The organism is Actinomadura napierensis (assembly GCF_039529375.1).
Classification (GTDB): domain Bacteria; phylum Actinomycetota; class Actinomycetes; order Streptosporangiales; family Streptosporangiaceae; genus Spirillospora; species Spirillospora napierensis.
This window is the reverse complement of sequence record NZ_BAAAMR010000075.1, coordinates 40014-51259: the sequence shown is the minus strand read 5'-3', so window position 1 is coordinate 51259 and position 11246 is coordinate 40014. Positions and strand designations below refer to the sequence as shown.

General features: G+C 72.6%; 12 protein-coding genes. 5 read left to right on the top strand and 7 right to left on the bottom strand.

Going from position 1 to position 11246, the window contains the following annotated elements; genetic code table 11:
- Positions 1 to 335: cyclic nucleotide-binding domain-containing protein (locus ABD296_RS33575; protein WP_344276594.1), on the bottom strand; the 335-nt coding region annotated here is incomplete at its 3' end.
- A gap of 842 nt (positions 336 to 1177) precedes the next feature.
- On the opposite strand from ABD296_RS33575, the gene ABD296_RS33570 reads away from it, so the two are divergent.
- From ABD296_RS33570 to ABD296_RS33560, 3 genes are all read left to right on the top strand, one after another.
- A complete protein-coding gene (locus ABD296_RS33570; protein WP_344276591.1) occupies positions 1178 to 2050 on the top strand; it encodes a helix-turn-helix domain-containing protein in 873 nt (290 codons plus the stop codon).
- Positions 2051 to 2316: 266 nt separating this feature from the next.
- On the top strand, positions 2317 to 2529 hold the full coding sequence (locus ABD296_RS33565; RefSeq protein WP_344276588.1) for a DUF397 domain-containing protein: 213 nt from the start codon (positions 2317 to 2319) through the stop codon (positions 2527 to 2529).
- A gap of 328 nt (positions 2530 to 2857) precedes the next feature.
- On the top strand, positions 2858 to 4321 hold the full coding sequence (locus ABD296_RS33560; protein WP_344276585.1) for an alpha/beta hydrolase: 1464 nt from the start codon (positions 2858 to 2860) through the stop codon (positions 4319 to 4321).
- Here the strand turns inward: ABD296_RS33560 and ABD296_RS33555 are convergent.
- From ABD296_RS33555 to ABD296_RS33540, 4 genes are all read right to left on the bottom strand, one after another.
- The gene (locus tag ABD296_RS33555; RefSeq protein WP_344276582.1) at positions 4315 to 5007 is read right to left on the bottom strand and encodes a maleylpyruvate isomerase family mycothiol-dependent enzyme; all 693 of its coding nucleotides are present in this window, start codon (positions 5005 to 5007) and stop codon (positions 4315 to 4317) included. The genes ABD296_RS33560 and ABD296_RS33555 overlap by 7 nt on opposite strands.
- Before the next feature lie 11 nt (positions 5008 to 5018).
- Positions 5019 to 5684 carry an SDR family oxidoreductase gene (locus ABD296_RS33550; protein WP_344276579.1) on the bottom strand — a complete coding sequence of 222 codons (666 nt, stop codon included), beginning with the start codon at positions 5682 to 5684 and terminating at the stop codon, positions 5019 to 5021.
- Positions 5685 to 5760: 76 nt separating this feature from the next.
- Positions 5761 to 6378, bottom strand: coding sequence for an alpha-ketoglutarate-dependent dioxygenase AlkB (locus tag ABD296_RS33545; RefSeq protein ID WP_344276576.1), 618 nt, complete (start codon positions 6376 to 6378; stop codon positions 5761 to 5763).
- Between the two features lie 49 nt (positions 6379 to 6427).
- The gene (locus tag ABD296_RS33540; RefSeq protein WP_344276573.1) at positions 6428 to 7366 is read right to left on the bottom strand and encodes a hypothetical protein; all 939 of its coding nucleotides are present in this window, start codon (positions 7364 to 7366) and stop codon (positions 6428 to 6430) included.
- A gap of 87 nt (positions 7367 to 7453) precedes the next feature.
- Here ABD296_RS33540 and ABD296_RS33535 point away from each other — a divergent pair, with 87 nt between their 5' ends.
- Positions 7454 to 8620, top strand: a complete 1167-nt coding sequence (locus tag ABD296_RS33535) for an MFS transporter (protein ID WP_344276570.1) — start codon at positions 7454 to 7456, stop codon at positions 8618 to 8620.
- Between the two features lie 24 nt (positions 8621 to 8644).
- Here ABD296_RS33535 and ABD296_RS33530 read toward each other — a convergent pair whose 3' ends face one another.
- Together ABD296_RS33530 and ABD296_RS33525 are read right to left on the bottom strand one after the other, a co-directional pair.
- Positions 8645 to 10255 carry a DEAD/DEAH box helicase gene (locus ABD296_RS33530; protein ID WP_344276567.1) on the bottom strand — a complete coding sequence of 537 codons (1611 nt, stop codon included), beginning with the start codon at positions 10253 to 10255 and terminating at the stop codon, positions 8645 to 8647.
- 188 nt (positions 10256 to 10443) lie between these two features.
- Positions 10444 to 10647: a cold-shock protein gene (locus ABD296_RS33525; protein ID WP_024936225.1), complete on the bottom strand. Its 204-nt coding sequence runs from the start codon at positions 10645 to 10647 to the stop codon at positions 10444 to 10446.
- 256 nt (positions 10648 to 10903) lie between these two features.
- On the opposite strand from ABD296_RS33525, the gene ABD296_RS33520 reads away from it, so the two are divergent.
- Positions 10904 to 11131, top strand: a complete 228-nt coding sequence (locus tag ABD296_RS33520; protein WP_344276555.1) for a hypothetical protein — start codon at positions 10904 to 10906, stop codon at positions 11129 to 11131.
- Positions 11132 to 11246: the final 115 nt, after the last annotated feature.

Genomic DNA, 11246 nt, shown 5'->3' with positions numbered 1-11246 from the left:
CGCGTGTGCTCGGTCAGGTAGGCGGCGAACTCCTGCGTGCTCATCCGCAGGGCCCGGACGGTGTCGACCGCGACGACCGTCGCCGACCGGCGCCGCAGCAGCAGCGCGGCGCGCTCGCCGATGATGTCGCCGCGACCGCGGAACGCGACGATCCGCTCGCCGCCCTCCCGGTCGACGCAGATCCGCACCGCGCCGGAGCGGATCACCAGGAGGTCGTCGGCGGGGTCCCCCTCCCGCCACAGCACCTCGCCGAGGGGGAACTCGACCTCGTGCGCGGCGGCGAGGAACGCCGCCTGCTCCAGCGGGACGAGCGAGGCCCAGAAGCCGCGCCGCATGGTTTGGAAACGCGGCGAATGCTGATGAATGGGAGGAACGTGCTCGTGAATGGGGTGGACGTCAAAGGTCGGGGGATGATTCTGCTGTCGTGACATGTCGGATGACCCCATGCCTTGAATCGCGTCTCCGGCGCGTCCCGCCATTGCGGTCAGCCCCGCCGCGGGGTGCCGGCGGGGAGACGGAACGGTGCCGAAGTCGCGTCACCTATAGCCCATGCCGCGTGATCGCGGTTAGACTGGGTGAGTCCGCGGAGTGCGTTTTGCCAGGTCAATGCGGGTGGCCCCGCATCGCGTGCAGGGTGCCCGCAGGTCCGGCGCGACGCGCCCGGCGGTCTCGCGGAGTCGCCCCCCGCCTTCCGGCCGATCGTCTTGGCTCGCAACCGGTGATCGGCGGAGAGCGGGGGCGACTCTATTCTTTTTTCTGGAATTGCCGAAAAGCGACGTACCGGATTCTGCCTCCCCGTCGTGCTCCCCTCGGCGGCGCCGCCCGGGCCGCCGGGCCGTGCGTTTCCTTCTCGCTCCCCGTCCGCCGGGCGGCCGCGGTACCCCCGCCGCGTTCTCACCCTGCGTGAGGATCGTCTCCGTACCGAGGTGGCAGGCCGCCCGCTGGCGGGGCGGATGCTGCTACTTTGCCACCTAGCACATTACAACATAGTCTACCGACATACGGCACGCCGAAACCTGCTGATCGTCCGAGATTCCGTGTTATCGCGGGACTCCGGCCTTGACCGCACCGATCACCAGAGAGTCAGGTGTCGGCTTGTTCGCATGCGTCCTGACAGCTCGCTCAGTGCCAGGTAGCATACGGTTAGGTGGCGAAAACTACGTAGAGTGAGCTTCATATGACAAGTGACCAGGGGCCCATCGTCCAGAGCGCACTGCTGCGCACCGAGCTCGTCCGCCTCCGCAAGGAGAAGGGCCTGACCCAGGAGCAGGTGGTGCGGCAGCTGGAGTGGTCCCCGTCCAAGCTCATCCGGGTCGAGGGCGGCAAGAACGCCATCACCAGGACCGACCTGCAGGCGCTGCTGAACGTCTACGACGTGACGTCGGAGGGCCGCCAGGAGCGGTTGCAGGCGCTGGCGCGCGGCGCCCGCGAGTCGGCCTGGTGGAACGCCTACCGGGGCGACTTCGACCCCAACTTCCTCAACTACGTCGGGTACGCCGCCGGCGCCGCCTACATCCGGCACTTCCACGGCTCGGTGATCCCCGGGCTCCTGCAGACCCGCGAGTACGCCGAGGTCCTCTCGACCGCCAAGGTGTCGCCGCAGGCGCGGGCGATGGGCGTGAAGCTGCGCATGCAGCGCAAGGAGGAGCTGGCCAAGCGCGAGAACCCGCCGCGCCAGCTCTACATCATCGACGAGGCGGTCATCCGGCGCCACGTGGGGATCAAGGTCGATCCCGGGATCATGCCCGCGCAGCTGCGCGGCATCGCCGACCAGGCCGAGACCGACGACCTGCTCACCGTCCGCATCATCCCGTTCAGCGCGGGCGCGCACCTCGGACTGGAGGGGCCGTTCACCCTCCTGGAGTTCGACGGCGACCTCGACGACGTGCTGTTCCTGGAGGGCCGGTCGGGCTCCAGCGCGATGATCACCGGTGAGGACGACCGGATCACCGAGTACCGCGACACCTTCGAACTGCTGCTGGACGACGCGCTCTCGGCCGAGGAGTCCATCGCGATGCTCCGCCGCACCGCCGAGGAGCTGATGGCCTGATCGGCCCTTTCCCCGGGGGGAGCGAAACGACCGCGACGGGAGGTGACGCCGTTCCGGCCCTTCTCCAAGCCGAGTGGCCTTCATAGCACGCAGAGTGATCTTGTGTTCCCTTGTAGGCGGGATAACTGGAACCGTTTACACTCGTGATCGGGAAAATTTCCACAAGGTCGTGGTTCGTCGTGCCCTGCTTGGCTCTCGCCTGCGGGCGCCCCCGGCCTGTTCGGCCGACGAGGCGGCACCGCCGGCACCGGATGGAGGGTTGCTGGATGGTCTATCGGTCGAAGCGGGGGGAGGCGCTGACCTGGCGCAAGGGGAGCAGGAGCCAGTCCGCGAGCGACTGCGTGGAGGTCGCGGCGGACGGCCCGGCCGTGCTGGTCCGCGATTCCCGTGCCCCCGCCGCCGGAATGCTCACGCTCGATTCCGCAGAGTGGCGCGCGCTGCTGCGCGCCGTCAGGAACGGCGAACTGGACGGCCGCTGAGTCACGCGACTCATTCTCACCGGTTCTCGCGATAATTGTCGTCCGCCACAATCGGCGGCCCTCTTTTGCGGCGGATTCCGACAACGCGGTGACGCGCCGCCGCCCGGCGGGCGCCCGCGGTCGCCGCCGGGCGTCCGGGACGTCCGGCGGCCGACCCTGAGGCGCCCCTGACCGCACCCTGAACCGTCCCTGATCAACCTGCCGCGCGCCGGGAGCGCGGCCTAGCGTGATCTCGCGGTCCCGGGCCGCCGGGACGTTCTCCGGCCGCCTCGGCCGCTCTCCCGCCCTCGGCGGAAGCTCCCTCGACGTCCCTCCCGGAAGGACATCCATGCAGCGCAAGCACAGGCGGCTCGCCTTGGGCGCAGCGGCGGCGGGCATCGTGCTCGCCGGTGCGGCCGTCCCGTTGTCGCCGCAGTCGGCGGCCGCGACGGCCACCGCCATCGACTGGAAGGCGTGCGGCGACGACGGCAAGGCGCAGTGCGCGACCCTCCGGCTCCCCGTCGACTGGGCGCACCCGGACGGCCCGACGTTCGGCCTCGCCATCGCGCGCCGCAAGGCCCTCGACCCGGACGCCCGCGTCGGCACTCTCGTCTTCGGCCCCGGCGGGCCCGGTGACTCCGGCGTCCAGCGGATCACCACCGGCATCGACCGGTTCAGTGAGCGGCTCCGGCAGCGCTTCGACATCGTCAGCTTCGACCCGCGCGGCATCGGCGCCAGCAACCCGGTGACGTGCTCGGCCGCGCTCCTCGCCGCCCGTCCCGACCCGAACATCAAGAGCCCTCGGGAGTTCAAAGCGACCCTCGCCTACAACGAGAAGCTCAGGGACGACTGCCGGAAGCGCACCGGGCCGCTGTACGACCACGCCGACACGATGAGCACCGTCCGCGACGTGGACGCCATCCGCGCGGCGCTGGGCGAGACCAAGCTGAGCTTCCATGGCAGCTCCTACGGGACGCTTCTAGGCGCGGAGTACGCCGAGACGTATCCGGGCCGTGTGCGCGCGGTGGTGCTGGAAAGCGTCATCGACCACGGCGTCGGGTCGGCCCGGTCGTTCCTCGGGGCCGATATGGGCGCCGCGCAGGACTCCTTCGACCAGTTCGCCGCGTGGTGCGACCGGACGGCGAGCTGCGCGCTGCACGGCAGGGACGTCCGGGGCGTCCTGCGCGACCTGCGGGAACGCGCCGCGCGCGGGGTGCTCGCGGACCCGCAGACCCCGGGGCGCGCGCTGACGGAGTTCGAGCTGCTCGTGGTGACGTACAAGGCGTTCTACGGGCCCGACTGGGCGAAGCTCGCCTTGCTGCTGTCCGCGCTGGAGGCGAGCGAGCCGGTCCGGCCCGTTCCGGCGAAGCCCGCCGAAGGGACCGGGACCGACAACTTCACCGCGCAGTTCTGCTCCGACTGGAACCTTCCGGTCCGCGACTACCGCGAGTTCGCGCGGCTGTCCCGGAGCGGCGATCGGATCGCGCCCGACATGCACGGCACCCGCCCGGTCATGGCCGTCACGGCGTGCCTCGGCTGGCCGAAGCCCGTCGCGAACCCGCAGCACCGGCTGAAGGTGCGGACGGCGGCGCCGATCCTGCTGCTGAACGCCGTCCACGACCCCGCCACCCCGTATGCGTGGGCGCAGAGCGTCGCCCGGCAGATCGGTCCGAAGGCGACTCTGCTCACCTACGCGGGCTCCGGTCACGGCGTCTACAACAGCGGCCCGTGCACGCGGGACGCGATCGACGGCTACCTGATCTCGCTGAAGGTGCCCGCGCGCGGAACGGTGTGCCCGGCGGTGCCTCAGTAGAGGAACGGCAGCGTGACGCCTTCGGCGCCGGTGAGGTCGTGGCCGTCCGTGCGGCCCATGAGCCACGCGAGCAGGGGCGACGCCGGCCCGGACACCAGGAACTCGCCATCGCCGTGGGCGGCACCGGTGTCGGTGGCGAGCACGCGCAGGCGCGGGGCGTCGTCGCGGCGGGCGTAGGACGCGACGATGTTCGGCAGCATCCGGGCGATGTAGTCCGCGGGCCAGTGGGCGGGCGTGAACCCGGCGTCGAGGTCGACGTGGTGGGTGAGCACCTCGGTGAGCCGCGAATCGGCCGCCCGCGCGGCGGGGCGGCGGGAGCCCGACGTCCATTGGACGACCCGCTCCCACGCGCCGTCCGGCATCGCCTCGTACGCCTCGGCCCACCGGTCGGCGCTGGCGCGGACGTCGTCGACGAGGACGGCGGCCGGGCGTCCGGCGCCGTCCTCGATCTCGGTGGCGCGGGCCTCCTTGCTCGGGTACTCGCGCGCCTCGACGCCGGTCCGCGCCCAGGTCAGCAGGCGGGTGCCGCCGTCGGCGTTGCGGGCGACGTGGGCAAGGACGTGGCCGCGCGTCCAGCCGGGCAGCAGCGACGGCGCGCGCATGTCCGCGTCGCTCAGCCGGCCGGCGGACGCGAGCAGGTCGCGGGTGGCCGCGGTGATCGCGGCAAGCGGTTCCACGCGGGTCATGTCCGGGCCTCTCACCAGGGGAGCGGGCGGCCGTCGCGGAAGAAGCCGCCGGTCGGGCCGTCGTCGGGCAGCGTCGCGGCCCACACCACGCTCGCGGCGCCGTCGGCGACGGGCCGGCCGCCCGGGCCGCCCATGTCGGTCGCGACCCAGCCGGGGCAGACCGCGTTCACTAGCACCCCGTCCGCCCGCAGCTCGGCCGCGAACATCCTGGTCAGCGCGTTGAGCGCCACCTTGGAGGCGGTGTAGGCGGGAGTGCCGGAGGTCATGCCCGCCAGCGAGGCGGCCTCGCTGGAGACGTTGACGATCCGGCCGTGCGGGCTGCGCCGGAGCACCGGCAGCAGCGCCTGCGTCAGCCGCCACGGCCCGTACAGGTTGGTCTCCGCGGCCTCCCGGACGACGTCCAGGTCGGCGTTGGACGCCCGCTGCCAGGTGTCGTAGGTGATCGCGGCGTTGTTGACGAGCACGTCCAGCCGCCCGATGTCGGCTGCGACGCGTTCGATGTCGGCGGCGGACGTCACGTCCAGCCGGACCGGCGTCGCACCGGTCTCCTTCGCGGCGCGCTCGGCGGCGGCGGGATCGCGGGCCCCGAGCAGCACCTCGTGCCCGCGCGCCGTGAGTTGCCGGCACACCTCCAGCCCGATGCCCCGGTTCGCCCCGGTGACCAGCGAGATCGTCATCCTCCATCGCCTCCCCGAACGGATACCGGAAATGATCACGTGCCGGAGGGGCTCGCGTCCACCAGCGTGTGCTGGGTCAGCGGACGCCGCGCGGGCGGAACTGGACGCTGATCCGCGGGCCCACCGCGCGGGCGCTCTTCGGGATCGCGTGCTCCCACGTCCGCTGGCAGCTGCCGCCCATCACGATCAGGTCGCCGTGCCCCAGCTCCCGCTTGATCGTCGGGCCGCCGCCGCGCGGCCGCAGCAGTAGCGGGCGGGGTGCGCCGACCGACAGGATCGCGACCATCGTGTCCTCGTGGGCGCCGCGCCCGATCCGGTCGCCGTGCCAGGCGACGCTGTCGCGGCCGTCCCGGTAGAGGCAGAGCCCGGCCGTCCGGAACGGCTCGCCCAGCTCCTCCGCGTAGTGCTCGTCCAGCGCGGCCTTCGCCTCGTCCAGCACGGGGTCGGGCAGCGCCGTGCCCTCGTCATAGAACGACAGCAGGCGTGGCACGTCCACGACCCGGTCGTACATGCGGCGCTTCTCCGCATGCCACGGGACGGACGTGGAGAGCCGCTCGAACAGCGCGTCCGCCCCTGGGATCCAGCCGGGCAGCACGTCGATCCAGGCGCCGTGGGCCAGCCGCGTCCGCCGCGCCTCGCTCAGCGGGCGGGGGCCGGCCTCGTCGGCGCGGTCCAGCAGCGAGCCTTGGAACATGCCCTCACTGTACCCACCGGGTCAAACACATGTTCGATCAGGTCGGGTATCAGTTGTGGTAGGTGGTGCTGCAGAAGTTCATGAACCCGTCCGGTGCCTTCTTCTCCACCGACTTGCCGTCCACGAGGATCTCGCAGCCGATCACCCCTGTCGGTAGGGCGCTGGCGCCGGTGACCGACAGCGCCGCCGTCGGCTGGTCGCCGGTGTCCGGCATCGGGAACTCCTTGTGCCACGGCAGCTTCACCCCCGCCAGCGTCACCGTCTTGTTGCTCACCGGATCGTTGTAGACGACCTGCTTGGACACCGGACCGGACCCCCACAACACGTACTTGACCTGGTGGACGGTCCCCGTGTCGGCCTTACCGACGTTGGGAAGCCGCTGTAGCACCAGCCCCGCGAGCCCCGCCAGGATGCCCTTCGGATCCTTGTCCGGATGCTGGGGGACCTCCGACAGGATGATCCCGACGGTCAGCGCGCCGCGCCGAGCCTCCACCTCGTACTCGGACACGTCGCCGCCCAGCGTGGAGTAGTCGAACCAGCTCTCGTCCGCTCCCTGCACCACATTGGACGCCAGGACCGACTGCTTGCCCTTGCGGCGGTCCTGGTGCTCGGCCACCCCCTGCCGGAAGGCGATCTTCGCGCCCTGCGCGGTCCTCTGCAGGCTCAGCGTCAGCTGATCGCCCAGGATGTACATGCAGCCGATCGTGTTCGAGCCGTCCTGCGCCGGCGCGCCGTTCTCCAGCGGCATGCGCTCGTGGCCGAACCTGGCGTAGTCGTCGTCGGTCAGCAGACCGCACATCTTCGCCGTCAGCCGCCCGTTCTCCGGCTGCGGCCAGCCCCCGGCGGGCGCGGTCGCCCGCGCCGCCGGCTTCGCGGCCGCCCCGCCGGGCCCCGAAGCCTTGCCGTCGCCGCCCCCGCCGCATCCCGACAGGGCGAGCGCCAGCGCCCCGCCCGTCGCGACCGTCCTGATCGCACACCCACGTTTCACGCTCGCAGACCCTAGGGGCGCCCGATTACACCCGGCTTACACGTCCTCGCGCGCGGGAACGTCCGACCCGCCGCATAGCCTGCGCGGGTGACAGGAGGGCTGCCACGCCCGGTCAGGGCGCTGATCGGCGTGCGCGTGATCAACCAGCTCGGCGCGTACGTGATGGCGTTCCTGGCCGTGCTCGCCGGTCCGGACCTCGCCTCGGCGGCGCTGGCCGTCTTCGGCGTCGCGGCGCTCGCGTCGCGGTGGCTCGGCGGCGTCCTCCTCGACCGGCCGGCGCCCCGCACGCTCATCGCGCTCGGCCTCGCTTGCACCGGCGCCGCCCTGCTCGTCCTCGCCGCCGCGCACGGGCCGCCGCAGACGCTGGGCGCGGCGGCGCTCGTCGGCCTCGCCTTCGAGATCTACGAGCCCGCCACGCAGGAGGCGCTCGCCCGCGCCGCCCCCGTCGGCCGGCAGAGCGACGTCTACGGCGTCCTCGGCACGTCGCTGGTCGCGGCCGGAGCCGTCGGCGGGCTGCTCGCCGCCGTCCTGCTGCCGCTCGGCGCCCGCTGGCTCGCGGTCGTGGACGCGGCGACCTGCTTCGCCGCCGCCGTCCTGGCGCTGATCTTCCTGCCGCACGAACCCGTCCGGCGACGTGTGCGGGACGGTGCGTGGCGGCCGTCCGCGCGGCTCGTCCGGCTGACGCTCGCCGGAACCGCGTTCGCCGCCGGCTACCTCGCCGTCGTCATGTACCTGCCGTTCGTGCTGCTCCAGCGCGGTGCGCCCGCCTGGCTGCCCGGGCTCGCGCTGACCGGCGCCGCCGTCCTGTCCCCGCTGACCGGACGCCTCGGGCGCCAAGTCCTGGACCGCCTGCCCCACGAGCGCGTCCTCGCCCTCGGCACGCTCTTCCTCGCCGTGGCCGCTTTCGCACTGGCTGCCGGACGGTCCGTCCCGCTCACCGTCGGGGCCTACCTGGCGTGGGCTGTCGCCGACAGCGCGCTCCAGGGCCGCTGGCAGGCGCTGATCGCGGAGATCGCTCCGGAGGCCGAACGGCCCCGCTGGTTCGCGTTCTTCGGCTCGTCATGGGGAGTGGCGCAGCCCGCCGTCCCCGGTCTCGCCGCCCTGGCGGGCGGTGCGATGCCGGTCGCGGCGGGCGCGTTCCTGCTCGTCCCGCTCATCTTCCGGCGGCCACGCCACGGCGTGCCTGACGCCGGCGCGTCCCGAGGCCGTGCGGCCATCGGGGAACGCGACCGGAGTCAGGGCGAGATGGTGTGAACGCGCCGGCTTGGCGTGGAGGCGTCAGCTGTTCAGGGAGGACGCGCGTCGGCGCGGCTTCCGCTGGGAACCGGTGCCCTGCCCGTCCCCGCGCTGCGAGCCGCGCGCGGCCGGGCCGCCGCCACGGCCGCCGTTCCGCGCGCCGGACGCGTTGCGGGCGGTGTCCCGCCCCGCGTTGCGGCCGGTTTCCTGCGCCGGCTTGCGGCCGGTCCCGCTGTCGCGCGCCGCGTTGCGGTTGGGTCCGCCGTCACGCGTCGCGTTGCGGGCGGGAGCCGCGTTGCGGGAGGGTGCGGCGTTGCGCGCCGGGGCGGGGTTCTGCGCGGCGGCTCGGCTCGGTTCGCGGGCGCCGGTGATGCGGGCCAGCTCGCCGTCGCCGGAACGCACCTGCGTAACGTGCGGCTTGATGCCCGCCTTGGCCATCAGGTCGTCCATCTCGCGGCGCTGCTCGGGCAGGACGAGCGTGACCACGGTCCCGGCGCGTCCGGCGCGGGCGGTGCGGCCGCCGCGGTGCAGGTAGTCCTTGTGGTCGGCGGGCGGGTCGACGTTGACGACCAGGTCGAGGTCGTCGATGTGGATGCCGCGGGCGGCGACGTTGGTGGCGACCAGCACGGTGACGTCCTCGGTGCGGAAGCCCTCCAGCGCGCGGTTGCGCTGCGACTGGGACTTGCCGCCGTGCAGCGCCGCCGCGCGGATGCCGCGGGCCACCAGCTTGCGAACGAGGCGGTCGGCGCCGTGCTTCTTGCCGACGAACATGATCACGCGCCCGGCGCGGGCGGCGATATGAGCGGTCGTGTCCTGCTTGTCGTCGTCGGCGACGTGCAGCAGGTGGTGCTCCATGGCGGTGACCGCACCGGCCGCCGGGTCGACCGAGTGGCTGACCGGGTCGCTGAGGAACGCGCGGACGAGCCGGTCGACGTTGCGGTCGAGCGTCGCGGAGAACAGCATCCGCTGCCCGCCGGACGGGGTCTGCTCGAGGAGCCGGGTGACCTGGGGCAGGAAGCCCATGTCGGTCATCTGGTCGGCCTCGTCCAGCACGGTGATCCGCACGTCGCCGAGGCGGCAGTCGCCGCGCTCGATGAGGTCGGCGAGCCGTCCGGGCGTGGCGATCAGGACGTCCGTGCCGCGCTTCAGCGCGTTCGCCTGGCGGGAGAGCGACATGCCGCCGACCACGGTCGCCGTCCGCAGGCCGACGGCGTCCGCGTAGGGCGTCAGCGCGTCGGTGACCTGCTGGGCGAGTTCCCGGGTGGGGACCAGGACCAGGGCGAGAGGGGCGCGGGGCTCGGCGCGGCGGCCGGCGGTGCGGGTGAGCAGCGCCAGGCCGAAGGCGAGGGTCTTGCCGGAGCCGGTGCGGCCGCGGCCGAGGACGTCCCGTCCGGCGATGGCGTTCGGCAGGGTCGCGGCCTGGATGGGGAACGGGTCCGTCACCCCTTGGGCGGCCAGCGCGGTCAGGATGCGCGGCGGCAGCGGCAGCTCGTCGAACGAGTCGATCGGGGGCAGTGCGGGGGTGCGGGTCTCCGGTACCGAGAACTCGGCGTCCGGGCGCGGCGCCTGAACGGCGTTCGCCGGGCGGCGACGGCCGCCCCGGCGGTTTCCGCGCGGGCCGCTGCGGGCGGCCGGACGGTCGGCATAAGACATGGTGAAGCCTTCCTCGGAAGCGGTGCGTTCCGAGGACGTGCTCCGCTGCAGGGCCCGACGTCGGGGCCGGGCGAAGAGCTCACAGAAACGAACCGATGCGCGCGGCCGTTGCTCGCGCCGCGCGCTCTCGACAGTGGGGGATCGTGCGGCGGGCGGCCTTCACGGCCGGCCCGCCGCCCGGTCCGAGATCAAGCGGGAACGATGTTCTCCGCCTGCAGGCCCTTCTGGCCCTGCGTGATGTCGAAGGACACCTTCTGGCCCTCCTGGAGCTCACGGAAGCCCTGGGCCGCGATGTTGGAGTAGTGGGCGAAGACGTCGGCGCCGCCGCCGTCCTGCTCGATGAAGCCGAAGCCCTTTTCCGCGTTGAACCACTTGACAGTACCGGTGGCCATGGCCGTCTCCTTCTGGGTCGGTTCCCGGTCCGCACACCTTGTGCGAGCCGGACGCCGCGATGGCCCATCCGGAAGATCCAGAACAACAAAAAATGCGCCCGAGGTTGAACCGTCAGGCGCACATACATGTCTATGGGAACCGCAACTTTCTACACGCTACCACATGATTCCGTGGACGGCACCGGGACGCCGAATTTTGCCCGCAACTCGCGGGGAGGCTCCCCGTGCACCCGCGACGGGGCGCATACTGGCAGGAATGAAACCCTTCCGGCCCGCCCAGCGGCGACACCTGCCCACCAGCCCCTTCGCGCCTCCGCCCGCGGCTCCGCCCGCCAAGGAGTTCGCCCCCGACGACCAGGTCACCCACGACAAGTACGGCCTCGGCCGCGTCCTGGAGGTCGAGGCCGGACGAGCCGTCCTCGTCGACTTCGGGACGCGCAAGGTCCGGATTCTCGCCCCGTTCGCCAAGCTTTTCAAGCTCTGAGACCCGTCCGCGAAACCCGGCCACGGCGGTCACCGCCGCGCGCGGCCGGCAAAAGATCTACCCGGAACCCGCGCCGTGCCCGCGCGTCCCCGTTCAGGGGGAACCCGTTCGCGGC

Coding starts and splice junctions, on each gene's coding strand:
- ABD296_RS33525 (WP_024936225.1), bottom strand. CDS start 10,647: ATGGCCACCGGTACTGTCAAGTGGTTCAACGCGGAAAAGGGCTTCGGC.
- ABD296_RS33520 (WP_344276555.1), top strand. CDS start 10,904: ATGAAACCCTTCCGGCCCGCCCAGCGGCGACACCTGCCCACCAGCCCC.
- ABD296_RS33550 (WP_344276579.1), bottom strand. CDS start 5,684: ATGACGATCTCGCTGGTCACCGGGGCGAACCGGGGCATCGGGCTGGAG.
- ABD296_RS33545 (WP_344276576.1), bottom strand. CDS start 6,378: ATGTTCCAAGGCTCGCTGCTGGACCGCGCCGACGAGGCCGGCCCCCGC.
- ABD296_RS33565 (WP_344276588.1), top strand. CDS start 2,317: ATGGTCTATCGGTCGAAGCGGGGGGAGGCGCTGACCTGGCGCAAGGGG.
- ABD296_RS33570 (WP_344276591.1), top strand. CDS start 1,178: ATGACAAGTGACCAGGGGCCCATCGTCCAGAGCGCACTGCTGCGCACC.
- ABD296_RS33530 (WP_344276567.1), bottom strand. CDS start 10,255: ATGTCTTATGCCGACCGTCCGGCCGCCCGCAGCGGCCCGCGCGGAAAC.
- ABD296_RS33560 (WP_344276585.1), top strand. CDS start 2,858: ATGCAGCGCAAGCACAGGCGGCTCGCCTTGGGCGCAGCGGCGGCGGGC.
- ABD296_RS33555 (WP_344276582.1), bottom strand. CDS start 5,007: ATGACCCGCGTGGAACCGCTTGCCGCGATCACCGCGGCCACCCGCGAC.